The following is a 26,957-nucleotide window of genomic DNA, read 5'->3' as shown; positions in this document are numbered from 1 at the left end:
CATGGCAAAGACTATCAGCTTGCCAGCTTGATAAACCGGCGGCTCAATCTTAACGCGATCTGGCCGTTCCCGACAAGCCTGGCAGTATTACTGACCGGAAGGCAGTGGGGAACGCGATGCCGATTCTTCATCGCGCAGCAAGGGATTCTCCGCTGCAAACGCCGCTAGGTGCTCCAGCAGCACCCGCACGCGGGCCGGCAAGTAGCGTCGCTGCGGCCAGACGGCGTAGACATGGCGCGGCAGCGGCATCCAGTCGGGCAGCACGCGCAGCAGCCTGCCGTCGGCCACGGCATGACGGCATTGCAATAGCGGGCACAGCAAGATACCGATGCCCGCCTCGGCCATGTCGACGGCCAGCCGCATTTCATTGACGCGCAGCCGCGCCTGCGGCTGCAGCACCATCTCGGCGCCATCGCCGGGGCGCCGCAAGCGCCAGCTACGTAAAGGCTCAGCCACGATCAGCTCATGCCGCTCCAGGTCGAGCAGATTATGCGGCACGCCGGCCCGCGCCAGGTAGGCCGGCGCGGCCACCATCACCAGCGAGGCACTGCCCAGGCGGCGCTGCATCAGCGAGGAATCGTCCAGCGAACCCACGCGGATGGCCATGTCGGCGCCGCTGACCACCAGGTCCTGCAGCCGGTTCGACACTTCCAGTTCCAGCTGGATGGCGGGATATTGCTGCATGAAACTGACCCAGGCCGGTGTCAGCAAGCCGCTGGCGAAGTCCACCGGCGCCAGCACGCGGATGCTGCCCGAGACGGCCGACAGGCTGGCGTCGAGCTGCTGCGTGGCCTGGCGCAAGGCATGCACGAGCGGCCGGCATTGTTCATAGTATTGCCAGCCTTCCGCCGTCGGCTGCAAACGGCGCGCACTGCGGTTCAGCAAGCGGTAGCCCAGCTGGCTTTCCAGCTTTTGCAAACGGCGCGTGACGGTGGCCGGCGGCAAGTTTTCCTTGGCGGCCGCCGCGTTCAGGCTGCCGGCCTCCACGATGGTCACGAACAGGGCGAGATCGTCGAGCATGATTTCATTCCTGGAATTTGAAATTAAAAATTTGACTCTAGCATAGATTATCGCAAGTCTTTACGCTGCAATCTTCTCAACCAGACAAGAAAGAACACCATGTCCGACGCCTTGCGCCTGCGCTTAGTATTTTCCCTGCTGATGTCATTCGTGATGAGCCTGCTGATGAGTGCCTGGGTCACCTGGCTCAATATCGGCCTGCATCCCGACTTCATGCTGCGCTGGCGCCACGCCTTCCTGGCCGCCTGGCCGGTGGCGTTCACGGTCGTCATCCTGTGTGCGCCCACCGTGCAAGGGCTGAGCCGCATAGTGATCGTCAAACTGCGCGGCGATTGACGAACCAGGGTAGGCAGGCGCGCGCAGACGGGCTATGCTAGGGACGTCTTTTCAATATGGAAGCTGCCCATGCTTGACCATGTCTCCCTCACCGTCAGCGAGCTGGCGCGTGCCGAACGTTTTTATGACGCCATCTTCGCCGCGCTGGGCGTGGTGAAGGTCGGCAGCGATCACAGCGAAGCGTGGATAGGCTACGGCCAGCGCAGCGACGCCGAGCACCCCGAACGCAGCTATTTTTCCGTCCGCCTGGGCCCGGCGCCCGACGACGCGCCGCGCCGCCATACCTGCTTCAAGGCCCCCACGCGGGCAGCCGTCGACGCCTTCTGGCATGCGGGCGTGCAGCATGGCGGCATCGACCTGGGCGCACCGGGCCTGCGCCATTACCACGCCAGCTATTACGCAGCCTTCCTCTACGATCCTGACGGCAACCGTATCGAGGCCGTCTGCCACCAGCCGGATAATGTCTGAAACAAGCCTATTTCCCCTCTGCTCGGCGTTTCCAGATGGGCACGATTTGCCTATAATGGCTGGCACGCATTCATAACCTTAAAGGAAATCCATGCCGTCTTTGATCGCAGCGCGCCCCGCGCAGGCCATCCTGCTCAGCTCCCTGGGCCTCTTGCTATCCGCCTGCGCCTCGTCTGGCGCCAAACTGGACGCAACCGCCAGCGCCACCCTGCCCGATGCGACCATCGCCTATACCCTGGCGGGCCATGGCGAGCCGGCCGTGGTGTTCCAGTCAGGCCTGGGCGATGGCAAGGATGTGTGGGCGGGCGTACTGCCTGACGCCGCAAAGCGCCACACGGTGCTGGCCTATGACCGGCCCGGCTATGGCGCCAGCCCGAAAACCACCGCGCCGCGCGACCCGTGCACGGTGGCGGAGCAGCAGCATCAGTTGCTGGCAAAGCTGGGCCTGAAGCCGCCGTATGTACTGGTCGGCAATTCGCTGGGCGGCTTGTACCAGTATGTGTATGCAAAACTGTATCCGCAGGAGGTGGCCGGCCTGGTCTTGCTCGATCCGACCCATCCCGACCATTGGCGCCGCATGCAAAGCGACGCGCCCGCCTCGGCCATGGCCATGAAAACCATGCGCACGGTGATGTTCAATGCGACGGAAACGGCCGAATTCGATGCCCAGGCGCAATGTCTGGAACGCATCGACATGCGCACGCCACCGCGCGCGCCGGCCATGCTGCTGGTGCGCGGCAAGTTCGGCATCGATGAAATCGGTTCCTATGAAACCATGGTGCATGCACTGGAAAATGACTGGCTGCGCCTGTCCGGCGCGCCCAGGATCGAGCCCGTGACGGGCGCCGGCGCCACCATCCAGAAAGACAACCCCGTGATCGTCAATGAGGCGATCAAGACGGTCTTGAAGCAAAAGCAGAAGTAACAGTAAAAAGGGCAGATGAAACTGCCCTTTTTTACTCGCCCTGTTAGCCGTTGAATCCCTTGCCCTCGCCCGCCAGCTTCACCAGCAGCGGCGCCGGGGTCCAGGCTACACCATGGCGCCCGCGCGCGTAGCCGGCGATGCTATCGAGCACGTTCGGCAAGCCCACCGTATCGGCATAGAACATGGGGCCGCCACGGAACAGCGGAAAGCCGTAGCCGGTCAGGTACACCATGTCGATATCCGAAGCGCGCAGGGCAATGCCCTCTTCCAGGATGCGCGCCCCTTCATTGACCAGCGAATAGACCAGGCGCTCGACGATTTCGCGGTCGCTGATGGTGCGCCGCGTTACGCCGATGTCGCTGGAATGCTGGATGATCATCGCATTCACCTGCTCGGAAGCATACGCCTTGCGGTCGCCCGGCTTGTAGTCATACCAGCCGGCGCCCGTCTTCTGGCCGTAGCGCCCCAGTTCGCACAGCAGGTCGGCCGTCTTCGAGTACGTCACGTCCGGCTTTTCCACGTAGCGGCGCTTGCGGATGGCCCAGCCGATGTCGTTGCCGGCCAGGTCGCCCATGCGCAGCGGGCCCATGGCAAAGCCGAATTTCTCGGCCGCCTTGTCCACCTGCTCCGGCAAGCAGCCTTCTTCCAGCAGGAAACCGGCCTGGCGCACGTATTGCTCGATCATGCGGTTGCCGATGAAGCCATCGCACACGCCCGACACCACGCCGGTCTTCTTGAGTTTTTTCGATAGCGCCAGCGCGGTGGCCAGCACGTCCTTGCCGGTGGCCTTGCCACGGACGATTTCCAGCAGCTTCATCACGTTTGCAGGGCTGAAGAAATGCGTGCCGATCACGTCTTGCGGGCGCTGGGTGAAAGCGGCGATCTTGTCCAGGTCCAGGGTCGACGTGTTCGAGGCCAGGATGGCGCCCGGCTTCATCACGGCATCGAGCTGCCTGAACACGGCTTCCTTTACGCCCAGCTCTTCGAACACGGCTTCGATCACGATGTCGGCCTGCGCGATATCTTCGTAGGCTAACGTGCCGGACACCAGTGCGATGCGCTGCTCGGCCTTTTCTTGCGTCAGCTTGCCCTTTTTGACCGTGTTTTCATAATTCCTGCGGATCGTGGCCAGGCCCTTGTCCAGCGCTTCCTGCCTGGTTTCCAGCAAGGTCACGGGGATGCCCGCATTGGCAAAATTCATGGCGATGCCGCCACCCATGGTGCCCGCGCCCACGATGGCTGCGCTGGCGATGGTGCGCACGGGCGTATCGCCTGGCACGTCCGGCACCTTGCTGGCCACGCGCTCGGCAAAGAAGGCATGGCGCAAGGCTTTCGACTCGGGCGACTGCACCAGCTGCATGAACAGCTCGCGCTCGAATTTCAAGCCGTCGTCGAATTTCATCGTCACGGCCGCCGCCACTGCTTCCACGCATTTTAATGGCGCAGGGAATGGGCCGGACACGGCTTGCACGGTATTGCGTGAAAATTGCAAAAAGGCTTCGTGGTTCGGGTAATCGACCTTGCGATCGCGCACTTTCGGCAGCGGACGCACTTCAGCCACCTTGCTGGCGAAAGCCACGGCCGCCGCCAGCAAATCGGCGCCGGGCGCCGTGACTTCATCGAACAGCGCCGTGCCGGCCAGCTTTTCGGATAGCACGGGCGTACCGGACACGATCATGTTGAGGGCCGTTTCCAGGCCCAGTACGCGTGGCAAGCGCTGCGTGCCGCCTGCGCCCGGCAAGATGCCCAATTTTACTTCCGGCAAGGCCATTTGCGCGCCCGGCGAGGCCACGCGGTAATTGCAGCCCAGCGCCAGCTCCAGGCCGCCGCCCATGCACACGCTATGGATGGCCGCCACCACCGGCTTGGTCGATTGTTCGACCACATTGATCAGGGTATGCAGGGTCGGTTCCGTCAGGGCTTTCGGCGAATTGAATTCCTTGATATCGGCGCCGCCTGAAAACGCCTTGCCGGCGCCCGTGATGACGATGGCGTTCACGGCGTCATCGTGCAGCGCTTGCCGGATACCCGCGACAGCGGCCGTGCGGGTCGCCAGTCCCAGCCCGTTGACGGGTGGATTGTTCAGCGTGATGACGGCTACGGAGCCATGGACTTGGTATTCGGCGGTCATTGTCTCTTCCTTATTGGTTTTAAGTGGCAAGCTAAAGGTATGAGGCTTCACTATACCGTAAAAGTACGCCCGTATTATTTCCATCCCTTAAGAATGCCCCTCGTTTGCGCCCGTCCAGCCAGCAGAAGCTATCGAATGCATACCCATTAAGATAATAAAATATTAATCACGATAACAAGCTTGCATCAGGCTGAAAATACTTTCATTTACCGCGCAATGCGAAGAAAACCACGTGCAAAACATTATTTATGCGCTCCCCTTGTTTTTCACCAAACGCTGGGGAATAATAAAAAATATTGATTGAAATCAATACTCTGCAATTGGTTTACTATAAGGCCGTCCATACGAAAAATAATTCCTGCCGATTAGCGATCAGACATTCTCACCAATTATCACGGATTCGAATGTTAATACTCCAACATTCTCTCCATTTGTAACGGATCAGCAGTATCAGCATACATCGTTAGTTATTCCTCGACCCCATTGAAGGAAATATTATGGACGCTGCAAGCCATGTCAGTCACTCCCAGGATCTGGATCTACAAGCGATCAATACGGCGCTCAACAGAGTCCAGGCGGTGATCGAATTCGAACTCGACGGCACCATCCTGCATGCCAACGACAATTTCCTGAAAGTGCTGGGCTACAGCCTGGCCGAGGTACAGGGCAAGCATCACGCCATCTTTTGCGATCCCGAGTACGCGCAAACAGCCGAATACCGTGAATTCTGGTCCAGGCTGGGCCGCGGCGAATTCGACCACGGCGATTACAAGCGCCGCGCCAAGGATGGCCACGACGTCTGGATCAATGCTTCCTATAATCCCGTCTTCGATGCCGATGGCAAACCGTATAAAGTCATCAAGTTCGCCACCAACATCACGGAAAGCAAGCGCCGCAATGCCGAATATGAAGGCAAGGTCAGCGCGATTGGCAAGGCGCAAGCCGTGATTGAATTCGATACGCATGGCGTGGTGCTGGACGCCAACCCCAATTTCCTGGCCGTGATGGGGTATGAGCTCGACGACATCAAGGGCGAACATCACCGCATGTTTTGCGACACGGAATTCGCCAACAGCCCCGATTACAAGAAGTTCTGGCAAAAACTGGCGCGCGGCGAATTCGATACCGGCCGCTACAAACGGATCGGCAATCACGGCAAGGTAGTGTGGATACAAGCGACCTACAATCCCATCCTCGACCTGAATGGTAAACCGTACAAGGTGGTGAAATTCGCCATCGACATCACCGACCAGGTCAACCTGGAAAACAGCATCCAGACCCGCGCCGCCAATGACAGCCGCAAGGTCGACGCCCTGCTGGCCTGCGTGGCACGCGCGGCGCAAGGCGACCTGACCTGCAATATCACGCCCGAGGGCGACGAGCCGATCGACTTGCTGGCGGGCGGCATCGGCAAGATGATCACCGACTTGCGCGGCGTGATCGGCACGGTGGTGGCCGCCGCCAACGGCTTTGCCGACGCCTCGCACGCGATTGCCGAGCGGGCCACCGGCGTGGCCGTGGGCACGCAGGCGCTGGGCGCCACCGTGGAAGAAATGAACGCTTCCATCGATGGCTTGACGTTTTCCATCAATTCCATCGCGGAAAACACCTCCAGCGCCGATTTCCTGGCCAAGGCCACGCAGCAGGAAGCCGAAGCGGGCGCGCGCGCCGTCGCCAAGTCGATCGAGGCGATGGACTTGATCAACCGCTCCTCCGAAGACATCGGCGAAATCGTCAAGGTGATCAGCGAAATCGCCAGCCAGACCAATATGCTGGCCTTTAACGCAGCCATCGAAGCGGCCCGTGCAGGCGAACACGGCCTGGGCTTTTCCGTCGTCGCCGACGAGGTGCGCAAGCTGGCCGAGCGCTCATCGCAGGCCACCAAGGAAATCTCCAAGCTGATCAACGAGTCGGTCAAGCGGGTCTCCACCGGCAGCGAAATCTCGAAACAGGCCAGCGACGCCTTCGACAAGATTGTCTCAGGTGTCGCCAAGACCACGCTGGCCATTTCCGACATTTCCAAGGCCGCCAACGAACAATTGCTGACGGCGCGCGAAGTGTCGACGGCGATCCAGTACATCGCCGAGGAAACCGAGAAATCGGCCGCCAACTGCGACAGCATCGCCCGCTCGACCGATAGCCTGAACGAGCGCGCTGGCGGTTTGAACCAGACTGTGTCCGGCTTCGTGGTGTAGGCCATGACGCATGCGCCCGCCCTGACGCCCGAAGTCCTGACGACTTTGATCGCCCTGGTGCGCGAGCATACGGGCATTGCCATGACGCAAAGAAAAAGCATCTTGCTGGAACGGCGTTTGCAGCCACGGCTGCAGGCGCTGTCCCTGCACAGCTACCAGGATTACCTGGACCGGGTGGTCAGCGACCGCGACGAAGTGGCGCATTTCATCGACCTGGTGACCACCAACGACACGCTGTTTTTCCGCACGCCTCAGGTATGGGATTATTTTCGCGACCGCTACCTGCCCGCCTGGACCCGCGCCCATCCCGGGCACACCCTGAAAATCTGGTCGGCGGCGGCGGCCAGCGGCGAAGAACTGTATTCGATCGCCATGCTGTGCGAGCAATTCCAGCAGCAAGTGCCCAGCTTTCGCTACCAGATCCTGGCCAGCGATATTTCGCAGCAAATCCTGAACGCCGCCAGGGCCGGCCAGTACAGCGGGCGCTCGGTCGAACGCATCCGTTTGTCGCACCCGGACTTGCTGCGCAAATATTTCACCGCCTCGCCGTATGGCGTGCAGGTGAACGAGCAATTGAAGCAGAACGTCAGTTTCCAGTTACACAACCTGCTCGAACCGCTACGTCCCCCGCAACGTTTTGACGTGGTATTCCTGCGTAACGTGCTGATTTATTTCGATGCCGAACACCAGGAAACGGTGCTGCGGCAGGCGCGCCATAGCCTCAAGGATGATGGCCGGCTGATCCTGGGCGAGTCGGAAACGATCGCCCGCCTGGGCACCGGCTACCAGTTCGAGTTTCCCATGATCTATAAAACAGGTGATGCATGATGCAGACGATGACCAGCAGCAGCGGCCGCACCCGCGCGCCGCGACAGGAACACTTGCAGCAGGTGGGCATGGGCCAGCTGAGCGTGGGCATGCATGAGGAACAGCTGCAAGCCCTGCTCGGTTCCTGCATCGGCATCGGCTTCATCTGGAAAAAAGGCGGCTGCTGCGGCCTGGCCCACTGCCTGTTGCCGGAAGCGCCCGGCGGCGCTACGGGCGAGCGCAGCGTGGGCGCCCGTTATGTCAGCCAGGCCGTGCCGTCACTGTTGCGCCTGATGGGCGCGCGGGTGGCCGATTACCCCGACATCGAAGTGGTGCTGGCCGGTGGCGCCAGCATGTTTGGCCCCAGCACCAGCCAGAGCCGCTTGCAAGTGGGCAAGAAAAACGTGGAAGCGGCGCAAAAATACCTGGAACAGTGCGGCTTGCACGTGAGTTTTTGCGCGCTGGGCGGCCGGCGCGGGCGCCAGTTGCTGATCGATTGCGCGCACCACAGCTATGCCGTCACGGAAGTGGCGGCCGATGCGGCACCTGCTGCCCGCCTGACGCGCCCACGCAAGGAAAGTGCTTATGGACATTGAAGCGCCCGCCGTGCAAGCACCATCCCGGAATGATGCCAGCACGGAACTGTTCGGTTCCTTTTTCCTGGGCGACGATGAATTCGCCCTGCCCGCCAGCTGCATCCGCGAAGTGGTGAACTTTCCTGACAAGATCACCGCCCTGCCCCTGTCGCCCGCCTATCTGGAAGGCATGTTTACCTTGCGCGGCAGCGTGATTCCGGTGGTCAACCTGGCGAGATTATTCCACGCCGACGCGCCGCCGGCTGCGCGCAGCCACAAGATTGCCATCCTGGATTTTCAGCAAGTGCTGGTCGGCATCCTGTTTGCCGATACGGGCGAAATCCTGCGCGTGCCCGCCGCCCAGCGCAGCGCGCTGCACTATGCAGCTGGCGATGTCCACGCCGTGATTGCCGGCACCATCCTGCTCGACGGCGGCGCGCGCCTGCTGCAAGTGCTCGACCCGCAAGCCCTGATCCGGATTGAAAACGTGCCGCATGTGCTGGCGCGCCAGGCGGACGCGGGCAAGGCCGCAAGTGAGCTGAACAGCAGCCGCTACCACGCGCAAAGCGAGCGGCGCCAGTGCGTCAGCTTCCATGCGGCCGGTTCTACCTTTGCCTTCGAGATGGGCGCCATCCAGGAAATCATCAGGGTGCCCGAACTGCACAGTTCGGTGTTGAATAGCGAACTGTGCCTGGGCCGTATTCACTTTCGCGGCAGCCAGGTGGCGGTGGTCGATTTCAGCGCCCTGCTGCATGCCGCCACGGCGGGCCGCCAGGCAACGGCGGAGCAGCGCATCATCGTCGTGCGCCTCGATGACGCCACGGTGGGTTTCCTGGTCGACTCGGTCGACAGCATCGTGCATTTCTTTGCCGACGAAGTGCTGCCAATTCCCTTGCTGAGCAAGGCGCGCGCCGCCATGTTTGCCGGCTGCATCACGAAAGACGGCCTGGGCGACATCATTTTCCTCGACCACCGTCAAATCCTGTCGCAGGCGGAAATCGTCGAGATGCGCCAGGGCCATGCGCGCCTGTATCCAGCCCAGGAAGAAGCGGCCAAGGCCAGCGGGCGCAAGGTCCAGCGCCAGGTGTATATCACCTTCACGGTAGAAAACAGCTTCGCGGTGGAAATCAAGCAGGTGCGTGAAATCATCGACTTCAGCGGCGCCATCACCAAACCGCCCGGCATGCCGCCCTTCATGCGCGGCATCTTGAACCTGCGCCAGCAAATGATCAGCATCATCGACTTGCGCCAGCTGTATGCGATGGCGCCGCTGGCCGACGACAGCGCCGCCAAGATCCTGATCATCGAACGGGGCGAGGACCGCTACGGTTTCCTGGTCGACGCGGTGGACAACATCATGACCATTTCCGACAGCCAGCGTTTTGCCGCCCCGCAAATCATCCGTACGGGAACGCACGATGATCTGCGCAGCGAAATGGAAGAAATGATCGACATTGGCAGCAAAGAAAAGCCGCAAAACCTGAGCGTGTTCCGCTGCGACCATTTGCTGGAGAAACTGGCCCAGGCCTTGCCAAGGGCGGCCTGAGCGTTCCGTTCACAAGCCCGGCAACTGATGCCCCTTGAACTGTTCGCGCAGCTTGTTCTTTTGCACCTTGCCCGTGGCGCCCATGGGCAAGGCGTCGACGAACAGCACGTCGTCCGGCGTCCACCACTTGGCGATCTTGCCTGCGAAAAATTGCAGCAAGGCATCACGCTCGACCTGCATGCCGGGCCGCAAGACCACCACCAGCACGGGCCGCTCATCCCATTTCGGGTGGAACAGGCCTATGCAGGCGGCCTGCAGCACAGCAGGATGGGCCATGGCCAGGTTCTCCAGGTCGATCGTGCCGATCCACTCGCCGCCTGACTTGATCACATCCTTGCTGCGGTCGGTAATCTGCATATAGCCATCGGCATCGATGGTGGCCACGTCGCCGGTGGGAAACCAGCCGTCCTGCAGCACCTCGCCGCCTTCCTGCTTGAAATACGAAGAAATGATCCACGGCCCTTTCACCAGCAAATGGCCATAACTGACGCCATCCCACGGCAACTGCTTGCCTTCGTCGTCAACGATCTTCATGTCCACGCCATAAATCGCGTGGCCCTGCTTGTGCAAAATCTTGCGCTGCTCGTCCTTGCTCATGGCCAAATGCTTGGTCTGCAAGCCACCCGTAGTGCCCAGCGGCGACATTTCCGTCATGCCCCAGCCGTGGATCACTTCCACGTCGAACTTGTCGATCAGGATATCCATCATGGCCGGCGGACACGCCGCGCCGCCGATCACCGTGCGGCGGAAGGTGGAAAATTTCAGGTCATTTTGCAAGGCATGGTTCACCAGGCCCAGCCAGACTGTAGGCACGCCGGCCGAAAACGTCACGCCTTCCGACTCGAACAGCTCGTACAGCGACTTGCCGTCCAGCGCCGCGCCGGGAAACACCATGCGCGCGCCCGACAGGGGCACGGAGTACGGCAAGCCCCAGGCATTCACGTGAAACATGGGCACCACCGGCAGCACGGTGTCGGTGGCGCGCACATTGAGTGCGCTCGGCATGGCCGAGGCATACGCGTGCAGCACCGTCGAGCGGTGCGAATACAGGGCGCCCTTGGGGTTGCCGGTGGTGCCCGAGGTATAGCACAGGGTGGCGGCCGAGTTTTCATCGAACAGCGGCCATTCGTACTGGTCGGAATGGCTGGCGATCAAGTCTTCATAGCACAGCAGGTCCGGGATGCTGCTGGCCGGCATGCGGTCGCGGTCGCACATCAGCACGAAATGGCGCACCGTCCTGCAATCGGCAGCGATCTTTTCCACCACCGGCAAGAAGGTCAGGTCGAACAGCAAGACCTGGTCTTCCGCGTGGTTGGCGATATAGGCGATCTGGTCTGGAAACAGGCGCGGGTTGATCGTATGCAAGACAGCCCCCGAGCCGGACGCCGCGTAATACACTTCCAGGTGGCGATAACCGTTCCAGGCCAGGGTGGCCACCCGGTCGCCCATCTCCACGCCCAGGCCGCGCAAGGCATTGGCCAGGCGCCGCGTGCGCTGGTGGCAATCGTGGTAGGTGTAGCGGTGCAGATCGCCTTCGACCCGCCGCGACACGATTTCACTTCCCGCATAATGACGCGCCGCAAACTCGAGAATGCTGGAAATCAGCAGGGGCTGATTCATCATTTGGCCCATCACTGGACTCTGTGGAAAGCTCATCGTGTCTCCTGTAGATTGGTGTGTTTTTATACAGTTTCGTACGGTCGTGCGCAAACGGTCAACGGATTTCGATATTGCGGCGCAACATGGAATTTTTCATTCCGTTTTTTACAATGTTTCCAGGCCAGCTGGGCCGCCGATTCCGCCCGTGAAAAGCGCGCTGTGAAGCACGCTGTGATACGGTGCGGTAAAATCCTCGCTCCGGGCCAGCGCCATCGCTGGCGCATTTTTTGACTGGAATCATCATCACCGCTCATAACCTTCCCCTGGACAATCATTTTGCGTCCCTGCCGCCCGCGTTTTACACGCGATTGATGCCCACGCCGCTGCCCTCGCCCTACTTCGTGGCGGCCAGTGCGCCAGCTGCGGCGCTGGTCGGGCTCGACAGCGCACGCCTGGCCGAGGCCGATTACGTTGAATTACTGAGTGGCAATAAGGTAGCCGAACGCTCGCAGCCTTTGTCGGCCGTGTATTCAGGCCACCAGTTCGGCAACTGGGCCGGCCAGCTCGGCGATGGCCGCGCGATTTTGCTGGGCGATATCGCCACGCCAGCCGGCGCCATCGAGCTGCAGCTGAAAGGCGCGGGCGCCACGCCCTACTCGCGCATGGGCGATGGCCGCGCCGTGCTGCGTTCGTCGATCCGTGAATTCCTGTGTTCGGAAGCCATGGCGGCGCTCGGCATTCCTACCTCGCGCGCGCTGGCCATCATGGGTTCGCAGCAAGGCATTGTGCGCGAAACGGTGGAAACGGCGGCCGTGGTCACGCGCATGGCGCCCAGCTTCGTGCGCTTCGGTTCTTTTGAGCACTGGTTTTACCGCAAGCGGCCGGAAGAGCTGAAAGTGCTGGCCGACTATGTCATCGACAGTTTGTATCCGCAATTGCGCGATGCAGCAAATCCATATCAAGCCTTGCTGGCGGAAGCGTGCGTGCGCACGGCCGAGATGATCGCCCAGTGGCAAGCGGTCGGTTTCATGCATGGCGTGATGAACACCGACAATATGTCCATCCTGGGCCTGACGCTCGATTACGGCCCCTTCGGTTTCATGGAAGCGTTTGATGCGGACCATATCTGCAACCACACGGACCAGCAAGGCCGCTATTCGTATGGCAACCAGCCGCAGGTGGGCCACTGGAATTGTTACGCGCTGGGCCAGGCCCTGCTGCCGCTGATCGGCGAAGTGGCGTTAGCGCAGGCGGCGCTGGACAGCTACCAGCCGGCGTTTGCGGCAAAAATGTCTGAATTGCTGCACGCCAAGCTCGGTTTGCTGACCGAACAGGACGGCGATACGCAGCTGTTCGACGGCATGTTTGCCTTGATGCAGGCCAACCACGTGGACTTCACGAACTTCTTCCGCGCGCTGGGCAATCTGCAGGTGGCCGCGCCAGAGGCCGATACGCCGCTGCGCGACATGTTGATCGACAGGACAGGATTCGATGCCTGGGCGCTGCAATACCGCGCCCGCCTGGCTGCGGAAAACAGCGTGGACGCCATCCGCAAGACCGCGATGGACCGGGTCAACCCCAAATATGTGCTGCGCAACTATCTGGCGCAAGTCGCCATCGAAAAAGCCCAGCAGCAAGACTACACCGAAATAGCCCGTTTATTGGCGATTCTGGAAAAGCCATTTGACGAACAGCCTGAAGACCAGCACTATGCGGCCCTGCCGCCCGACTGGGCCAGCCATCTTGAAGTTAGTTGCTCATCCTGAGGTATTACCATGACCATCGCAAAAGTTAAAAAAACCGACGCCGAATGGCGCGCCATGCTCGACTCCATGCAATATCAAGTCACGCGCCACGCCGCCACCGAACGCGCCTTCACGGGCAAGTTCTGGGACCATCACGAACACGGCATCTACACCTGCGTCTGCTGCAACACGCCACTGTTTGCCTCGGATACCAAGTTCGATTCCGGCTGCGGCTGGCCCAGCTATTTCAAGGCGCTGGACCCGGCCAACGTGACGGAAATCGTCGACCGCAGCCACGGCATGGTGCGCACGGAAATCGTTTGCGCCGTCTGCGACGCCCACCTGGGCCACGTGTTCCCGGACGGCCCGCCGCCAACGGGATTGCGCTATTGCATCAATTCAGCCTCGCTGCGTTTTGATCCGCAACCTTAGCAATAGAATGCGCAGGGGCGGCAATAGTTGCTCCTAAGCCAGTTCTAAGGCGATTTTTATACGACCATAGTAAAGTGTCACCATGAAATTTTTATTCGACCTCTTCCCGCTGATCGCCTTCTTTGCCGCCTTTAAACTGGGCGGCATGTATGAAGCCTCTACACATGCCTTCGTACAACAGTACCTTGGCGGCATCGTCTCGGGCGGCATCATCAAGGCCGAACAAGCGCCATGGGTACTGGCCACCCTGGTCGGCATCATCGCCACCGCCTGCCAGGTCAGCTACCTGCTGCTGCGCGGCCGCAAGGTCGACGGCATGCTGTGGCTGTCGCTGTTCATCTTCGTGGTGTTTGGCGGCGCCAGCATTTATTTGCACGACGATTTCTTCCTGAAATGGAAACCGACCCTGATCTACTGGCTGTCGGGCCTGGGCCTGTTGATCGCGCAACTGGGCTTCAAGAAAAACATGATCCGCAAGACCATGGAAGCCCAGGTGCAATTGCCTGAAGCCGTATGGAAACAATTGCTGGCTGGCTGGATCATTTTCTTTGGCGCCATGGGTGCATTGAATCTGTTTGTCGCTTTCGTGCTGTACAAGGACAACATGGCGGCCTGGGTCAGCTTCAAGGCATTTGGCGCCACCGGTATTTTCTTTGTCTTTATCGTGGTCCAGACCTTGTTCCTGGCAAAACATATCAAGGAAGAAGCACAATGACGCATACGCCTGTCAACAACTCCCCGGAAACCCGCATGGAGCGTATCCGTTTGCGCCTGGAAACAGCACTTGCACCGCTGGAATGTGTACTGGAAGACGACTCGGCACGCCACCGCGGCCATGCCGGCGCCGCTTCGGGTGGGGGGCATTTCAATCTGCGGATTATTTCTAGCCAATTTGAAGGCCTCAGGCTCGTCATGCGTCATCGTCTGGTGTATGATTCCGTGCACGATATGATGCATAATGAGATACATGCATTGGCTATTGTTGCATTGGCGCCGTCCGAAGTATGATATGGAAACGTAGGATGGCGTTTTTGGCGTAGCAAGAGTAGTTGGCTGACGCAACAACAAACGCTGTATACAAGATTTCTTCCATGCGTTTTTTACGAAACTTTCCCTAACAGGATTTAATAATGACTTTTAAGCCAGCCCGCTTGCTGATCGCACTACTCTCCGTCGTCGCGGTACCTGTTTTTGCGCAAAATATTGCTGTTGTGAATGGCAAGCCTATCCCGTCGTCGCGCGTTGATGCAGTCGTCAAGCAAGTCGTCGCCCAAGGCCAGCAACCGGATTCGCCGCAGCTGCGCGATGCCATCAAGAAAGATCTGATCGGCCGCGAAGTGTTAGTGCAAGAAGCGGAAAGCAAAGGTTTCGGTAAAGATGCAGCTGTAAAACTCCAAATCGAAAACGCGCGCCAAGCCATCGTCATCAATGCACTGGTGGGCGACTACCTGAAAAAGAACCCGGTCAGCGACGCCGACATCAAGTCCGAGTACGACCAGTTCATCGCCAGAACGGGCGACAAGGAATACCATGTACGCCACATCGTGGTGGAAACCGAAGCGGAAGCAAAAGACATCATCGCCAAGCTGAAAGCCGGCGCCAAGTTTGAAGACCTGGCCAAGCAATCGAAAGACACGGGTTCGGCCGAAACCGGCGGCGACCTGGACTGGGCGCCTCCTTCGGCATTCCCGAAAGTATTTGGTGACGCGCTGGTGAAACTGCAAAAAGGCCAGATCACTGAAACGCCGGTACAAACGGCAAATGGTTTCCACATCATCAAGCTGGACGACACCCGCGCAGCCAAACTGCCGACCCTGGAAGAACTGAAGCCGCAAATCGCTGAATCGCTGCAACAGAAGAAATTGCAGGCGTATCAAGAAGAATTGATCAAAAAAGCGAAAATCCAGTAATACGGACCTCTCCGGCGCCCTTTGTGGCGCCGGTCGTGTATTCTGCGTTGTAATATGGGCCAGCGAACCGCCACAACGCGCATTTTTGCACTAAACTTCTGTACCGAACTGTTGTACTAATAATAGGAATGAACATGATTTTGAAGCCAGCCCGCCTGATCTTAGCCTTGGTCGCCGTCGTGGCGACCCCTGCTTTCGCACAAAACATTGCTACTGTGAATGGCAAGGCGATTCCTGCATCGCGCGTCGACCAGGTCGTCAAGCAAGTCGTTGCCCAGGGCCAGCAGGCAGATTCGCCGCAATTGCGCGAAGCCATCAAGAAAGACTTGATCGGCCGCGAAGTGCTGATCCAGGAAGCCGACAAGCAAGGCGTTGGCACCCGTCCCGACATCAAGACGCAACTGGACAATGCCCGTCAAAGCATCATCATTAATGCCTTGCTGGCAGATTACATCAAGAAAAACCCGGTCAAGGATGCCGACATCAAGGCTGAATACGACAAGGCAAAAACACAAGCCCTGCAAGCTGGCGACAAGGAATACCATGCACGCCACATCCTGGTCGCGACCGAAGCGGAAGCCAAGGACATCATCACCAAACTGAAGGGCGGCGCCAAGTTCGAAGACCTGGCCAAGGTCTCGAAAGACGGCTCGGCAGCCAATGGTGGCGACCTGGGCTGGGCTAACCCTGCTTCCTACGTCAAGCCATTCTCCGATGCGCTGGTGGCCCTGAAACCAGGCCAGATCACGCAAACGCCGGTGCAGTCGCAATTCGGCTTCCACGTGATCAAGCTGGAAGAAACCCGTCCAATCAAGTTCCCGACGCTGGAAGAAGTCAAGGACCGCGTTGCTGAATCCGTGCAACAGAAGAAACTGGCCGCCTACCGCGACGAGTTGATGAAGAAAGCCAAGATTCAGTAATTTGTGAATCCACCGCAAAAAGCGCTCCCCGGAGCGCTTTTTTTTATGCCTGCTGAGTCGGCTTGCCCAGCGTCCGGTTCATCAGCTGCCCGTCCAGCAGGCGCAGCGCCGCGTCGATGCGGGGGCCCGCATCCCATGCCGGCACGGCGGGAATGATACCCAGCGCCATTTGCCGCAGCGGCTCGGCGATCACCATGGCCAGCAGCAAACCGGCCAGTTCCGGTGCATCGTCCACTTGCACGTGACGATGTTCCGCCTGGCGCCGCAGCCAGCCGGCCAGCATCGCCGTGCCCCGCTCGATGCCGTTGCGCTGGTACACGGCCAGCAAGTCCACGCGGGCGGGAAACTCGGTGCACAGCAGGCGGAACAGGCCCACCGCCTCGGCGGACAGCACGCGCGCCGCCATCGCCAGCAAGATATCCTTCAGCAAGGGCAATACCTCACCCGCCTGGGCCGCATCGTGCGCCATGGCAGGCAAAAAGGCATCCGTCCAGTCGCGCACCACCAGCGCCACCAGCTCCTCGCGGTTGGCCGCATACTGATACAGCGACTTCTTGGCCATGCCCGCATGGCGCGCCACCGCTTCCATGGTGGTGGCCGCATAGCCTTCATGCACTAGCAGCCAGGTGGCCGCCTGCACCGCCGCCTGGCGCGCCTCTTCAGGTGGCCGCGCCGGCCGGCCGCGCCCCCGCATGGTCTTGTCTGCTTCCTGCATGCCTGCTCCCGTCGTCGATCATGCGCCATTCTACCGTGAAAAATATTTTGGAAACGTTAAACGTTTCTTTAATATATAATCACTGCACCCAAACAAAGGAGCACAACATGACTGGATCTACCTCGGCTGCAGCCCCCTGGCGCATCGCCGGCACGGGCAATTTGCTGGACCCGTTTCCGCTGCACCTGGAAACGGGCATCACGCGCCTCGACGATGGCTGCCTGCTGGTGGCGGCGCGCACGGACTTGCACGGCTGCAGCGGCCGCATGCTGGACTGGTGGTTTACTTTTTTCGAGACGACGCAGCACATCAAGTGGTGGCATCCGCACGACCACGTGGCGCATCATGGCTGGGATAGCCGCTGGCGCAAGGGAGAAAGTTATTACGGCGCCTCGATCGAGGCGGTGGAGTCGCTGGGAGATATTCCGCCCGTGAAAGCCAAGCTGAAATTCCATGATCCGGAACAGGTATTCGATGCACGCCAGCTACAGGCGGCACGGGACAGCGGCGCCCTGTCGGCCGCCATTTGCGCGCGCATCGGCTTTGGCCAGCACGTGGCGCTCGATGCGCAGGGCGACCCGCTCGATGGCGAAATGCTGCACCTGGCGCGCGACACGCCGTACGGCTGCGTGCTGCGCAGCCGCTTCTTGCTGGGCCGCCATAGCGACGACCCCGTGCGCGACGTGCCCGATGTACTGGGCCTGAACCTGCTGCGCCATTGCTACAGCGAATTTACCTATCTGTCGCGCTTCCTGCCCTCGCTGTATTACGGCGAACAGGGCAATGGTGAAACAGCCCCGCTGCCGTGGTAATGCGCGGCGTCAGGCAAAGCTGAACCAGGCGCGCGCGATGCGGCCGTCGACCACTTCATAGGTGGCCACCAGCTCCTGCTCGCTGCTGCCGTCCGCCGTCACGCTGGTGACGATTTCATGGTCGATCACCAGCTTGCCGCAGGCGATGCGGTTCAGCAATCGCGCCTGCGGCAAGCTGGCCGCAAAGCGGGCCGTAAAACGCGGGCCGATCTGGGCACTGCCCTGGGCCAGCAAGGTAGCGGGATGCTGGAATTGCTGCGCGTCATCGGCATAGATGGCCAGCAAGGCGGGCACGTCATGGGCGTTGTAGGCATCCAGCTGGGCCTGGACCACGGAAGTGGGAGAAATAAGCGTGTCGTGTGTGGTCGTCATGCAGTGATACCATGGTGAGAGTGGAAAGTTTTAAAGGGTAACACCATGTACCCTGCTGCGCTGCACTTTGTTGGCAACGCTGCTGGTAAAATCCGCGCCCGTCATCAATGCAACAGGAGTTAACACCATGAAATGGGAAGGCAATCGCGAAAGCGACAACGTGGAAGACCGCCGCGGCGACAATGACGGCGGTGGCAATGGTGGCGGAGGCGGCTTCGGCTTCGGCGGCCGTTCGATCGGCATCGGCACCATCGTCGTCGCCCTGCTCGGCTCCTACGTGCTGGGCGTCAATCCCCTCACCCTGCTCAATATCCTCAGCGGTGGCGGCGGCCAGCTCAGTACACAACAGGCGCAGGCGCCCCACCAGACACAAGCGCCCCACTCCGCTGCGGATGACCGCACCACGCGCTTCGTCAAAATCGTGCTGGCCGATACGGAAGATACCTGGGGCGCCCTGTTCAAGGCGGAAGGCGGCAGCTATGTCCGGCCCAAGCTGAGGCTGTACACGGGCAGCACGGAGACCGCCTGCGGCCCGGGCCAGAGCGCCAGCGGCCCCTTCTATTGCCCGGCCGACCAGAAAGTGTATCTGGACCTTGATTTCTTCCAGCTGATGCAAAGCCGCTTCCATGTCTCCAGCGACTTTGCGGAAGCGTATGTGATCGCGCACGAAGTGGGCCACCACGTGCAAAACCTGATGGGCATCTCGGAAAAAGTCGATCGCGCGCGCCGCACGCAATCCGAACGCCAGGCCAACGCCACGTCCGTGCGGCTGGAATTGCAGGCCGACTGCTTTGCCGGCGTGTGGGCGTATCACGCCAACATGGACCGCAAGATCCTGGAAAAAGGCGACGTGGAATCGGCGCTGAAAGCGGCCAGCGCCATCGGCGACGACGCCCTGCAACGCCAGGCGCAAGGCCACGTCGTGCCCGACTCCTTTACCCACGGCACGTCGGAACAGCGCGTGCGCTGGTTCAGCCGGGGCATCGACAGTGGCCAGATTGCACAATGCAACACTTTCGAAGCGCGCCAGTTGTAGGCGACAACTCGACTGCAACTATTTCAGGTCGATACGCCCATAGCGCCCGTGGGCTTCATCGTTCGGCCCGGCCGTATAGAACAGTGTGTTGAGCGGCTGGCTATTGAGGCCATTGCCGAAGGCGATGCCCCACAGGCCATCGATCACCAGCGGCGCGCCATCGGCCCTGGCCAGGGCGCCGATGATGGCGCCGGTGTCCGGATCGTAGGCATTGATCTTGCCGTCGCCAAAATTGGCGATCAACAGCGCATTGCTGGCGCCGCCGAAATCAGCTGGCGCCAGCGCCATGCCCCATGGGGCGTCCAGCGCGCCGCCAGTCACCAGGCGCTTGAGCAAGGTGCCACCGCTGTCATACACATTCACCATGCCCAGTCCGGGCCCAGCCTGTTCATCGTCGCCGCTGGCGGCCCGTTTGGCATAGGCGACATAGATGCGCCCGCCGATGGCCTGGATGCCGAACGGCGCATACCCGGCTTGCATGCCAGGATCGCTGAAGGCGCCCGGCAGGGCAACCCTGGCAAAACTGGCATCGAAGACATCGATGCGCTGATTGTGGAAATCCGTCGCATACAGATAGTTGGCGCCGGCGTAGCTGCCGATCGCCAGGCCCTTGTAGACGCTGCCGCCAGTACTGCCGTCGAATACGACCACGGCGGTGGTCGGGCTGACCGAGGGCGACCAGGCTGAAATACTGCCGCTTTCGCTGGCGAAGATAAACGGGCTGGCGGCGCTCACGCCGTTCTGGCTGAGCTTGAAATCCTGCGTGCCGTTAAAGACGATGCCGGTCGGCCCGGCAGGCGTGGACACCACCAGCGCTTGCGGCACGCCATTGCCGTCGTACAAGGTGGATTTTGCCGTGCCGTTGTCCGCCACCCAGACGTATCCCCGGGGATTGAAGGCCAGGCCCCAGGCATTGACGAGGTTGGGATCGGTATGCGCGGCCGGCACTTGCGCCACGTCGGACACCAGGCTGGAATCGGCATAGGCGCTGATGGCCGGCGGCTTGTGGTGGTGATGGCCGCCACAGGAAAATAGCGTGCCCGCCAGCACGGCAACGAGGCAGGCGCTGGCAATCCTGGAGGCATGGTGCGTATTCATGGTGCGTCCTTTCGCGGTGATGAACACTGTCTGCCCCCACCATACGGCGAGTTGCCGCATCAACTGATGATGCCGCTCAAGAGCAGGCGAAAGTTCGCCTCGCCTGCCTCCCGCTCACGGGCCGCCCTTGAATAAACGTGCGAACACTTGCGGCTGACCATGCTGCAACATGCAAAATGCAAGTAACATCCTGATGGTACTCATCCCAACCAGATGCCTTGCTGACAGGAAGCTCCATGAACGCACTCAACAAAACGCATGCCTTATTCGCCTGCACAATCGCGATCGCCTCGGCCCTGGCGATGCCAGGCGCAGCGCGCGCCGACGGCTTGTCGGCCGCCATCGATGCCGGACCGGCGGCGGTACAGCAATATTGCGACAAGCTGGAACAGAACAAGAAAACCGTCATCGCCTTTTACAACACGGCCCTGAACGACAAGGACGCCGATGCAGCGCTGCAATTTGTCGGCCCGTCCTTCCGGCAACATAACCCGACCGCCGAAGATGGCCGCGATGGCTTCCGCAAGTTCATCAAATGGGTGCGTGACGATCACCCGCACTCGCATGCCGACATACGCCAGGCGTTTGCCGATGGCGATTATGTGATCCTCAATACCTTCATCAAGCGCTTTCCCGATGAACGGGGCCTGGCTGTCGGTGAAATTTTCCGCCTGGAAAATGGCAAGATCGTCGAACACTGGGACCGTATCCAGCCAGTGCCGGAAACGTCGAACAATACCAATACCATGTTTTGATCCATGCACGCCCGCTTGTCTTTTTCCACTGACGCCGTTACTCCCGCTCCAACGGGCGAAAGGATCAATGGTGCCTGGCAAGAGGCACCGGGCTTGCTGTTTGCCGACCGCCAGCGCCTGGACCCGGGAAGCTGGGTGGCGGACCATGCCGAAGCGACGGGCAGTTATCAATTTTATGTGCAGGCCCGGGGACATCGGCAATGCGGCGAATTCGATGGCAGGCCGCAACATGGCTGGTGTCCACCGGGCGCCCTGCAATTATTGTATCCGGATGAGCTCGTGTTTCCAGCCGGCGCAGGTCCGGCCCGCTTTCTTCACGTCACGATCTCGCCCGGCTTCCTGGCGCAGCAGTTGGCGGACCATTTTCCCGGATTTGCCGGCGGCGAGTTCAAGCGCGGTTATCGCAGCGACCTGGCCCTGCACCGGCTGGCGCGCGCCCACGAAGCCGGCATCGACCATGGCCTATCCGGCCAACAACTGTACTTTGATCAATTACGCGCGGCCATCTTGAGCCGGCTGCTGCTGGCGTTGACCACCCTGGCCGGCCATGCCTCAACCATTGAAAAAGAAAACCTGGCGCCATTCAGGACGCGCCGCGTGGCGGACTTTATCGAAGAGAACCTGGCGCAAGACTTGCGGCTGGACACGCTGGCGGACATCGCCGGCACCAGCAAATTTCATTTTTCGCGGGCTTTCCGCAATACCATGGGCACCACGCCGCATGCCTTCGTGATGCAGCGCCGCTTGCTGCGGGCGCTGGGATTGTTGCGCAGCAAACAGCCGGTGGGCGAAGTGGCGCGCCTGTGCGGCTTCGCCGACCACGCCCATCTGACGCGCCTGTTCAAGCGCAGCTTCGGTATGCCGCCCAGCAACGTCGCTGCTGGCGATGGCCTCACGGCACGGTGACATCAAAGCGCCTGGCCAGCCGTTTCAATTCGCCGCTAGTAATCAGGTTATTGAGTTCCTGGTCGAACTGCATGCGCAGCGCGTCCGATTCAGTGGAGCGGGGAAAGGCAAAGTAGCCGTTCTGCACATCGATGACCTTGGGCAGCGCCTTGACCTGGCTCTCATAACCGAGGCGGGCGATCACCGGATCGGTGTTGCGGCGATTGCTGATGAACACGTCGACATGGTTATGGACCAGCATCCTGACGCCATTTTCCACGCTGTTGGCCACGCTGACCTGCAGGCCCGGGCGGATGCGTTCCCAGTCTGCGCCATAAGCCCAGCCATTGAGCACCACCACGCGGCGTTTCTTCAGCGCCGCGTAATCGCCTTCCCAGGCGAAACCGCCCTTCTGGCGCGTGTAGAAAATGATCTGGTCCTGGTAGAACGGCTGGGCGGAAAAAACCATGCTGGCCATGCGCTCGGGCGATTTATACGGGCCGATCAGGATATCGGCCTGCCCCTGCACCAGCATGGCTTGCGCGCGCGCCCATGGCACCAGGCGAAAGCGCACCGTATTGCCGGTGCGCGCCGCCATCAGCCGCAACAGTTCCGCGCCCAGGCCCGTATAGCCGCCATTGGCCTGGACTTCGAACACGCGCTCGAACTGGGCGCCCACGGCCAGCAATTCGCGCGCCTGCACTGGCAAGGCAAAGGCAGGCAACAGCAGCGCCAGGGCCAATAGCCCCTGGCGCAAGCCGTGCTGCCCCGGCCGTTTCATCAGCCGACGATGCGCAGTGAATAATCGGTGGCCCGGATATCCTTGGTCAGGCTGCCGATCGAAATGCGGTCCACGCCCGTCTCGGCAATCGCCCGCACGGTATCGAAGTTGATGCCGCCCGAGGCTTCGAGCAAGGCGCGGCCAGCCGTCAGGGCGACGGCTTCACGCATCATGTCATTGTTGAAGTTATCTAACAGCACCGACACGGCGCCCGCCTCCAGCGCTTCCTGCAATTGGGCCAGGCTTTCCACTTCGATCTGCACCGGCACGCCCGCATCGAGGGTGCGCGCATTGTCCAGCGCCTGGCGAATGCCGCCTGCCGCCGCGATATGGTTTTCCTTGATCAAAATGCCGTCGTACAGGGCCAGGCGCTGGTTCTTGCCGCCGCCCACGCGCACCGCATACTTTTGCGCCAGGCGCAGGCCGGGCAAGGTCTTGCGCGTATCGAGGATGGCCGCCCTGGTGCCCGCGATCACATCGACGTACTGGCGCGTGGCCGTGGCCACGGCCGACAACAGTTGCAGGAAGTTAAGCGCGCTGCGCTCGGCCGTCAACAAGGCGCGCGCCGGCGCCTCGATGGTGCACACGGGGCTGTCGGCCGTCATCATGTCGCCTTCGGCGTAATGCCAGACGATATCGATGCTGCGGTCCAGGCTTTTCATGATGCCCTCGAACCACGGCGCACCGCACAGCACGGCTGCTTCGCGCACGATCACGCGGGCCGTGACGATGTTATCGGGCGGCACCAGTTCGCCCGTCAGGTCGCACTGGCCCACGTCTTCCAGCAAGGCGGCCAGCAAGTTCGCTTCAAAAGCGCGCGCCAGGGCAGGATCGAAAGGGGCGAAAGAATTAACGAGGGTACTCATGCGGGACCGATTCCTTGGAACAATTTGGTTTCTTTTGCCAGGTCCGGGCCTGGCTGTACGCCGGCCTTCTTGGCGGCGGCAAAATCGAGCATACGGTTGATCGAGCGCACGGCCAGCTCGCCGACGGCGGGATCGACATGGATTTCATTGTGCATGTTTTCCAGCGTCTCTGCCAGGTTCAGCAAGCCATTCATGGCCATCCACGGGCAATGCGCGCAGCTCTTGCAGGTGGCGCTATTGCCGGCCGTGGGCGCTTCGATGAAGCGTTTGCCGGGCGCGGCGGCGCGCATCTTGTGCAGGATGCCGTTATCGGTGGCGACGATGAAGGTATCCGCATCCATATTTTGCGCGGCAGCAATCATTTGCGAGGTAGAACCCACCATGTCGGCTTGCGCCACCACATTGGCTGGCGACTCTGGATGCACCAGCACCTTGGCGTTGGGATACTCTTCCTTCAGCAAGTCCAGCTCGATGCCCTTGAACTCGTCATGCACCAGGCAGCTACCCTGCCACAGCAGCATGTCGGCGCCTGTTTGCTTCTGGATATACGAACCCAGGTGCTTGTCGGGCGCCCACAGGATTTTCTTGCCCTGTGCATGCAGGTGGGCCACGATATCGAGGCCGATCGACGAGGTCACCATCCAGTCGGCACGCGCCTTGACGGCGGCGCTGGTGTTGGCGTAGACCACCACCGTGCGGTCCGGATGGGCATCGCAGAATGCCGTGAATTCGTCTGCCGGGCAACCGAGGTCGAGCGAGCAAGTCGCATCCAGGTCGGGCATCAGCACGGTTTTTTCAGGACTGAGGATTTTCGCCGTTTCGCCCATGAAGCGCACGCCGGCCACGACCAGGGTCTTGGCGGGATGGTCGCGCCCGAAACGGGCCATTTCCAGCGAGTCGGAGACGCAGCCGCCCGTGGCTTCCGCCAGGTCTTGCAGGTCAGCATCAACGTAGTAGTGGGCAACGAGCACGGCTTCGCGCTCTTTCAGCAGGCGCTTGATGCGCGTGATCAGTTCGGCTTTTTCGGCCGGGGAAGGCGTGGCTGGCGTGCGGGCCCAGGCATGGGCTGTGCAGCTGGCGCCGTCTTGCGGATGTTCATACTCGACGGGTTTGATCGATAAGGTTTGCATGGATGTGTCAAACAAAAACGGGATAGACCGGCACTATCGCATATCGCAGCAAGTTGCGCCGGAACGTGATAACCGCGGCGCTTCGGTTCGGGCAGCCAAGCTGCCCGGCGCGCACCCTGTCCAGTCAAAGACAAGGCGCACGCGGCTCAAGACATGAGATTAATCAATGCCTTGGCTGGTCAGATACTCTTCATAGTTACCACGGAAATCAACCACTTCGTTTTCCTTGATCTCGATGATGCGGTTCGCCAGCGAAGAGACGAATTCGCGGTCATGCGACACGAAGATCAGGGTGCCCGCATATTTTTCCAGCGCCACGTTCAACGATTCGATCGATTCCATGTCCATATGGTTGGTCGGCTCGTCCATCAGCAGCACGTTGTGGCGGCCCAGCATCAGCTTGCCGTACATCATGCGGCCCTTTTCACCACCGGACAAGACCTTCACCGATTTCTTGACTTCATCGCCGCCAAACAGCAGGCGGCCCAGGATGGAACGCACGGCCTGGTCATCGTCGCCCTCTTGCGTCCACTTGCCCATCCAGTCCGTCAGGATGGTGTCGGCAGCGAATTCCTCGGTCGGATCTTGCGGCATGTAGCCGACGTTGGCGTTTTCGGCCCACTTCACGCGGCCCTGGTCCGGCTGCAGGCTGGCGATCTCGCCGGCGATGCAGCGCAGCATGGTGGTCTTGCCGGCGCCGTTGGCGCCGATGATGGCGATGCGCTCGCCCGCTTCGACCATCAGGCTGAAGTTCTTGAACAGCTGGCGGTCGTAGGCTTTCGAGATATTCTCGACTTCCACGGCCAGGCGGTGCAATTTCTTCTCGCCGTCGAAACGCACGAAGGGGTAGGCGCGCGACGATGGCTTGATGTCGTCGACCTTGATCTTTTCGATTTGCTTGGCGCGCGAAGTCGCCTGGCGGGCTTTCGATTTATTCGCAGCAAAGCGGCGCACGAAGTCTTGCAGCTCGGCGACCTTTTCCTTGGCCTTGGCATTGTTGGCCAGCTGCTGGTTGCGCGCCTGGGTCGAGGCGAACATATATTCGTCGTAGTTGCCTGGATAAATCTTCAAGGTGCCGTAGTCCATGTCGGCCACGTGGGTGCAGACCTGATTCAGGAAGTGGCGATCATGGGAAATGATGATCATGGTGGAATTGCGCTCGTTGAGCACGTCTTCCAGCCAGCGGATGGTGTTGATATCCAGGTTATTGGTTGGTTCGTCGAGCAGCAGGATGTCCGGATTCGAGAACAGCGCCTGCGCCAGCAGCACGCGCAGCTTCCAGCCTGGCGACACATTGCTCATCGGACCATGATGCAGGTCAATCGCCACGCCCGCGCCCAGCAGCAATTCGCCGGCGCGCGACTCGGCCGTGTAGCCGTCGTACTCGGATACTTTGCCTTCCAGTTCGGCCGCCAGCATATAGTCGTCGTCGGTCGCTTCCGGGTTCGCGTAGATCGCGTCGCGCTGCTGGATGGCTGCCCACATTTCCGTGTGGCCCATCATCACCACGTCGAGCACGCGCATCTCTTCAAAGGCAAACTGGTCCTGGCGCAGCTTGCCCAGGCGCTCGTTGGTATCGAGCATGACGTTACCAGCCGACGGTTCCAGGTCGCCGCCCAGGATCTTCATGAACGTCGACTTGCCGCAGCCATTCGCGCCGATCAAGCCATAGCGGTTGCCGTCGCCGAACTTGACGGAAATATTTTCAAACAATGGCTTGGCGCCAAACTGCATCGTGATGTTAGCTGTAGAAAGCATGTGGTATTGGGTCTTTATCCAGTGAAAACAGGTAGTTAAATACTTTCCCGTCATTATACAGCACCCACTATGAACTACTGTATAAGCCCCCCAGGAACAATGACTGGCAAGCGCACGCCATCGGGCCGCTCTCCGCATTG

General features: G+C 60.6%; 27 protein-coding genes. 17 read left to right on the top strand and 10 right to left on the bottom strand.

Features of this window, described 5'->3' with window-relative positions; translation table 11 throughout:
* Positions 1 to 87: 87 nt before the first annotated feature.
* Positions 88 to 1,020 (bottom strand): LysR family transcriptional regulator, encoded by a 933-nt coding sequence (locus ACL9RI_RS21370; RefSeq protein WP_422728504.1) that lies wholly within the window; start codon positions 1,018 to 1,020, stop codon positions 88 to 90.
* A gap of 99 nt (positions 1,021 to 1,119) precedes the next feature.
* On the opposite strand from ACL9RI_RS21370, the gene ACL9RI_RS21365 reads away from it, so the two are divergent.
* From ACL9RI_RS21365 to ACL9RI_RS21355, 3 genes are all read left to right on the top strand, one after another.
* The gene (locus ACL9RI_RS21365; protein ID WP_422728503.1) at positions 1,120 to 1,356 is read left to right on the top strand and encodes a DUF2798 domain-containing protein; all 237 of its coding nucleotides are present in this window, start codon (positions 1,120 to 1,122) and stop codon (positions 1,354 to 1,356) included.
* A 69-nt stretch (positions 1,357 to 1,425) separates the two neighbouring features.
* A complete protein-coding gene (locus ACL9RI_RS21360; protein ID WP_422728502.1) occupies positions 1,426 to 1,824 on the top strand; it encodes a VOC family protein in 399 nt (132 codons plus the stop codon).
* A gap of 91 nt (positions 1,825 to 1,915) precedes the next feature.
* Positions 1,916 to 2,749 carry an alpha/beta fold hydrolase gene (locus ACL9RI_RS21355; RefSeq protein ID WP_422728501.1) on the top strand — a complete coding sequence of 278 codons (834 nt, stop codon included), beginning with the start codon at positions 1,916 to 1,918 and terminating at the stop codon, positions 2,747 to 2,749.
* Positions 2,750 to 2,792: 43 nt separating this feature from the next.
* On the opposite strand, the gene ACL9RI_RS21350 is transcribed toward ACL9RI_RS21355, so the two are convergent.
* The gene (locus tag ACL9RI_RS21350; protein ID WP_422728500.1) at positions 2,793 to 4,880 is read right to left on the bottom strand and encodes a 3-hydroxyacyl-CoA dehydrogenase NAD-binding domain-containing protein; all 2,088 of its coding nucleotides are present in this window, start codon (positions 4,878 to 4,880) and stop codon (positions 2,793 to 2,795) included.
* Between the two features lie 497 nt (positions 4,881 to 5,377).
* Between ACL9RI_RS21350 and ACL9RI_RS21345 the strand changes: the two genes are divergently transcribed.
* From ACL9RI_RS21345 to ACL9RI_RS21330, 4 genes are read left to right on the top strand one after another with little or no spacing between them, the layout of a single operon-like run.
* Complete coding sequence (locus tag ACL9RI_RS21345) at positions 5,378 to 7,075, top strand: methyl-accepting chemotaxis protein (protein WP_422728499.1); 1,698 nt, start codon at positions 5,378 to 5,380, stop codon at positions 7,073 to 7,075.
* Between the two features lie 3 nt (positions 7,076 to 7,078).
* Positions 7,079 to 7,903, top strand: coding sequence for a CheR family methyltransferase (locus tag ACL9RI_RS21340; RefSeq protein WP_422728498.1), 825 nt, complete (start codon positions 7,079 to 7,081; stop codon positions 7,901 to 7,903).
* Positions 7,900 to 8,478, top strand: coding sequence for a chemotaxis protein CheD (locus ACL9RI_RS21335; RefSeq protein WP_422728497.1), 579 nt, complete (start codon positions 7,900 to 7,902; stop codon positions 8,476 to 8,478). Before ACL9RI_RS21340 ends, ACL9RI_RS21335 begins: the two co-directional genes overlap by 4 nt.
* A complete protein-coding gene (locus tag ACL9RI_RS21330) occupies positions 8,468 to 10,003 on the top strand; it encodes a chemotaxis protein CheW (RefSeq protein ID WP_422728496.1) in 1,536 nt (511 codons plus the stop codon). Before ACL9RI_RS21335 ends, ACL9RI_RS21330 begins: the two co-directional genes overlap by 11 nt.
* 9 nt (positions 10,004 to 10,012) lie before the next feature.
* Here ACL9RI_RS21330 and ACL9RI_RS21325 read toward each other — a convergent pair whose 3' ends face one another.
* Complete coding sequence (locus ACL9RI_RS21325) at positions 10,013 to 11,659, bottom strand: 3-(methylthio)propionyl-CoA ligase (RefSeq protein WP_422728495.1); 1,647 nt, start codon at positions 11,657 to 11,659, stop codon at positions 10,013 to 10,015.
* 230 nt (positions 11,660 to 11,889) lie between these two features.
* Between ACL9RI_RS21325 and ACL9RI_RS21320 the strand changes: the two genes are divergently transcribed.
* The 6 genes from ACL9RI_RS21320 to ACL9RI_RS21295 all read left to right on the top strand — a co-directional run bounded on the left by ACL9RI_RS21320 (position 11,890) and on the right by ACL9RI_RS21295 (position 16,609).
* Complete coding sequence (locus ACL9RI_RS21320) at positions 11,890 to 13,368, top strand: protein adenylyltransferase SelO (RefSeq protein ID WP_422728494.1); 1,479 nt, start codon at positions 11,890 to 11,892, stop codon at positions 13,366 to 13,368.
* Between the two features lie 9 nt (positions 13,369 to 13,377).
* Positions 13,378 to 13,779, top strand: a complete 402-nt coding sequence (gene msrB, locus ACL9RI_RS21315; RefSeq protein WP_422728493.1) for a peptide-methionine (R)-S-oxide reductase MsrB — start codon at positions 13,378 to 13,380, stop codon at positions 13,777 to 13,779.
* An 82-nt stretch (positions 13,780 to 13,861) separates the two neighbouring features.
* On the top strand, positions 13,862 to 14,494 hold the full coding sequence (locus ACL9RI_RS21310) for a septation protein A (RefSeq protein WP_422728492.1): 633 nt from the start codon (positions 13,862 to 13,864) through the stop codon (positions 14,492 to 14,494).
* On the top strand, positions 14,491 to 14,787 hold the full coding sequence (locus ACL9RI_RS21305; protein WP_422728491.1) for a BolA family protein: 297 nt from the start codon (positions 14,491 to 14,493) through the stop codon (positions 14,785 to 14,787). The genes ACL9RI_RS21310 and ACL9RI_RS21305 overlap by 4 nt, the downstream gene beginning before the upstream one ends.
* A gap of 122 nt (positions 14,788 to 14,909) precedes the next feature.
* Entirely contained in the window at positions 14,910 to 15,689 is a 780-nt protein-coding gene (locus tag ACL9RI_RS21300) for a peptidylprolyl isomerase (protein ID WP_422728490.1), read from the top strand.
* A 134-nt stretch (positions 15,690 to 15,823) separates the two neighbouring features.
* A complete protein-coding gene (locus ACL9RI_RS21295; protein WP_422728489.1) occupies positions 15,824 to 16,609 on the top strand; it encodes a foldase protein PrsA in 786 nt (261 codons plus the stop codon).
* A gap of 43 nt (positions 16,610 to 16,652) precedes the next feature.
* Here the strand turns inward: ACL9RI_RS21295 and ACL9RI_RS21290 are convergent, their stop codons facing one another.
* Positions 16,653 to 17,324, bottom strand: a complete 672-nt coding sequence (locus ACL9RI_RS21290; RefSeq protein ID WP_422728488.1) for a TetR/AcrR family transcriptional regulator — start codon at positions 17,322 to 17,324, stop codon at positions 16,653 to 16,655.
* A gap of 107 nt (positions 17,325 to 17,431) precedes the next feature.
* Here ACL9RI_RS21290 and ACL9RI_RS21285 point away from each other — a divergent pair, with 107 nt between their 5' ends.
* Positions 17,432 to 18,136 carry a DAPG hydrolase family protein gene (locus ACL9RI_RS21285; RefSeq protein ID WP_422728487.1) on the top strand — a complete coding sequence of 235 codons (705 nt, stop codon included), beginning with the start codon at positions 17,432 to 17,434 and terminating at the stop codon, positions 18,134 to 18,136.
* 9 nt (positions 18,137 to 18,145) lie between these two features.
* Here the strand turns inward: ACL9RI_RS21285 and ACL9RI_RS21280 are convergent, their stop codons facing one another.
* Positions 18,146 to 18,508: a nuclear transport factor 2 family protein gene (locus ACL9RI_RS21280; RefSeq protein WP_422728486.1), complete on the bottom strand. Its 363-nt coding sequence runs from the start codon at positions 18,506 to 18,508 to the stop codon at positions 18,146 to 18,148.
* A gap of 127 nt (positions 18,509 to 18,635) precedes the next feature.
* On the opposite strand from ACL9RI_RS21280, the gene ypfJ reads away from it, so the two are divergent.
* Positions 18,636 to 19,544: a KPN_02809 family neutral zinc metallopeptidase gene (ypfJ, locus tag ACL9RI_RS21275; RefSeq protein WP_422728485.1), complete on the top strand. Its 909-nt coding sequence runs from the start codon at positions 18,636 to 18,638 to the stop codon at positions 19,542 to 19,544.
* 18 nt (positions 19,545 to 19,562) lie between these two features.
* Here ypfJ and ACL9RI_RS21270 read toward each other — a convergent pair whose 3' ends face one another.
* Positions 19,563 to 20,642 (bottom strand): TIGR03118 family protein, encoded by a 1,080-nt coding sequence (locus ACL9RI_RS21270; protein ID WP_422728484.1) that lies wholly within the window; start codon positions 20,640 to 20,642, stop codon positions 19,563 to 19,565.
* 302 nt (positions 20,643 to 20,944) lie between these two features.
* Here ACL9RI_RS21270 and ACL9RI_RS21265 point away from each other — a divergent pair, with 302 nt between their 5' ends.
* Together ACL9RI_RS21265 and ACL9RI_RS21260 are read left to right on the top strand one after the other, a co-directional pair.
* On the top strand, positions 20,945 to 21,397 hold the full coding sequence (locus tag ACL9RI_RS21265) for a nuclear transport factor 2 family protein (RefSeq protein ID WP_422728594.1): 453 nt from the start codon (positions 20,945 to 20,947) through the stop codon (positions 21,395 to 21,397).
* A gap of 15 nt (positions 21,398 to 21,412) precedes the next feature.
* Positions 21,413 to 22,303, top strand: coding sequence for a helix-turn-helix domain-containing protein (locus ACL9RI_RS21260; protein ID WP_422728483.1), 891 nt, complete (start codon positions 21,413 to 21,415; stop codon positions 22,301 to 22,303).
* Here the strand turns inward: ACL9RI_RS21260 and ACL9RI_RS21255 are convergent.
* From ACL9RI_RS21255 to ACL9RI_RS21240, 4 genes are all read right to left on the bottom strand, one after another.
* Positions 22,290 to 23,063: a substrate-binding periplasmic protein gene (locus ACL9RI_RS21255; protein ID WP_422728482.1), complete on the bottom strand. Its 774-nt coding sequence runs from the start codon at positions 23,061 to 23,063 to the stop codon at positions 22,290 to 22,292. The genes ACL9RI_RS21260 and ACL9RI_RS21255 overlap by 14 nt on opposite strands.
* Entirely contained in the window at positions 23,063 to 23,929 is an 867-nt protein-coding gene (nadC, locus tag ACL9RI_RS21250; RefSeq protein ID WP_422728481.1) for a carboxylating nicotinate-nucleotide diphosphorylase, read from the bottom strand. The genes ACL9RI_RS21255 and nadC overlap by 1 nt, the downstream gene beginning before the upstream one ends.
* Positions 23,926 to 25,059, bottom strand: coding sequence for a quinolinate synthase NadA (gene nadA, locus ACL9RI_RS21245; RefSeq protein WP_422728480.1), 1,134 nt, complete (start codon positions 25,057 to 25,059; stop codon positions 23,926 to 23,928). Before nadA ends, nadC begins: the two co-directional genes overlap by 4 nt.
* Before the next feature lie 159 nt (positions 25,060 to 25,218).
* Positions 25,219 to 26,817, bottom strand: a complete 1,599-nt coding sequence (locus tag ACL9RI_RS21240; protein ID WP_422728479.1) for an ABC-F family ATPase — start codon at positions 26,815 to 26,817, stop codon at positions 25,219 to 25,221.
* Positions 26,818 to 26,957 lie beyond the last annotated feature (140 nt).

This window comes from Janthinobacterium sp. Mn2066, from assembly GCF_049319705.1.
Classification (GTDB): domain Bacteria; phylum Pseudomonadota; class Gammaproteobacteria; order Burkholderiales; family Burkholderiaceae_D; genus Janthinobacterium.
This window is presented reverse-complemented; position numbering and strand designations above follow the sequence as displayed.

Coding starts and splice junctions, on each gene's coding strand:
- nadA (WP_422728480.1), bottom strand. CDS start 25,059: ATGCAAACCTTATCGATCAAACCCGTCGAGTATGAACATCCGCAAGAC.
- ACL9RI_RS21325 (WP_422728495.1), bottom strand. CDS start 11,659: ATGAGCTTTCCACAGAGTCCAGTGATGGGCCAAATGATGAATCAGCCC.
- ACL9RI_RS21265 (WP_422728594.1), top strand. CDS start 20,945: ATGCCAGGCGCAGCGCGCGCCGACGGCTTGTCGGCCGCCATCGATGCC.
- ACL9RI_RS21290 (WP_422728488.1), bottom strand. CDS start 17,324: ATGCAGGAAGCAGACAAGACCATGCGGGGGCGCGGCCGGCCGGCGCGG.
- ACL9RI_RS21280 (WP_422728486.1), bottom strand. CDS start 18,508: ATGACGACCACACACGACACGCTTATTTCTCCCACTTCCGTGGTCCAG.
- ACL9RI_RS21350 (WP_422728500.1), bottom strand. CDS start 4,880: ATGACCGCCGAATACCAAGTCCATGGCTCCGTAGCCGTCATCACGCTG.
- ACL9RI_RS21335 (WP_422728497.1), top strand. CDS start 7,900: ATGATGCAGACGATGACCAGCAGCAGCGGCCGCACCCGCGCGCCGCGA.
- ACL9RI_RS21240 (WP_422728479.1), bottom strand. CDS start 26,817: ATGCTTTCTACAGCTAACATCACGATGCAGTTTGGCGCCAAGCCATTG.
- ACL9RI_RS21295 (WP_422728489.1), top strand. CDS start 15,824: ATGATTTTGAAGCCAGCCCGCCTGATCTTAGCCTTGGTCGCCGTCGTG.
- ACL9RI_RS21365 (WP_422728503.1), top strand. CDS start 1,120: ATGTCCGACGCCTTGCGCCTGCGCTTAGTATTTTCCCTGCTGATGTCA.
- ACL9RI_RS21285 (WP_422728487.1), top strand. CDS start 17,432: ATGACTGGATCTACCTCGGCTGCAGCCCCCTGGCGCATCGCCGGCACG.
- msrB (WP_422728493.1), top strand. CDS start 13,378: ATGACCATCGCAAAAGTTAAAAAAACCGACGCCGAATGGCGCGCCATG.
- nadC (WP_422728481.1), bottom strand. CDS start 23,929: ATGAGTACCCTCGTTAATTCTTTCGCCCCTTTCGATCCTGCCCTGGCG.
- ACL9RI_RS21270 (WP_422728484.1), bottom strand. CDS start 20,642: ATGAATACGCACCATGCCTCCAGGATTGCCAGCGCCTGCCTCGTTGCC.
- ACL9RI_RS21255 (WP_422728482.1), bottom strand. CDS start 23,063: ATGAAACGGCCGGGGCAGCACGGCTTGCGCCAGGGGCTATTGGCCCTG.
- ACL9RI_RS21310 (WP_422728492.1), top strand. CDS start 13,862: ATGAAATTTTTATTCGACCTCTTCCCGCTGATCGCCTTCTTTGCCGCC.
- ACL9RI_RS21340 (WP_422728498.1), top strand. CDS start 7,079: ATGACGCATGCGCCCGCCCTGACGCCCGAAGTCCTGACGACTTTGATC.
- ACL9RI_RS21330 (WP_422728496.1), top strand. CDS start 8,468: ATGGACATTGAAGCGCCCGCCGTGCAAGCACCATCCCGGAATGATGCC.
- ACL9RI_RS21300 (WP_422728490.1), top strand. CDS start 14,910: ATGACTTTTAAGCCAGCCCGCTTGCTGATCGCACTACTCTCCGTCGTC.
- ypfJ (WP_422728485.1), top strand. CDS start 18,636: ATGAAATGGGAAGGCAATCGCGAAAGCGACAACGTGGAAGACCGCCGC.
- ACL9RI_RS21355 (WP_422728501.1), top strand. CDS start 1,916: ATGCCGTCTTTGATCGCAGCGCGCCCCGCGCAGGCCATCCTGCTCAGC.
- ACL9RI_RS21370 (WP_422728504.1), bottom strand. CDS start 1,020: ATGCTCGACGATCTCGCCCTGTTCGTGACCATCGTGGAGGCCGGCAGC.
- ACL9RI_RS21360 (WP_422728502.1), top strand. CDS start 1,426: ATGCTTGACCATGTCTCCCTCACCGTCAGCGAGCTGGCGCGTGCCGAA.
- ACL9RI_RS21345 (WP_422728499.1), top strand. CDS start 5,378: ATGGACGCTGCAAGCCATGTCAGTCACTCCCAGGATCTGGATCTACAA.
- ACL9RI_RS21305 (WP_422728491.1), top strand. CDS start 14,491: ATGACGCATACGCCTGTCAACAACTCCCCGGAAACCCGCATGGAGCGT.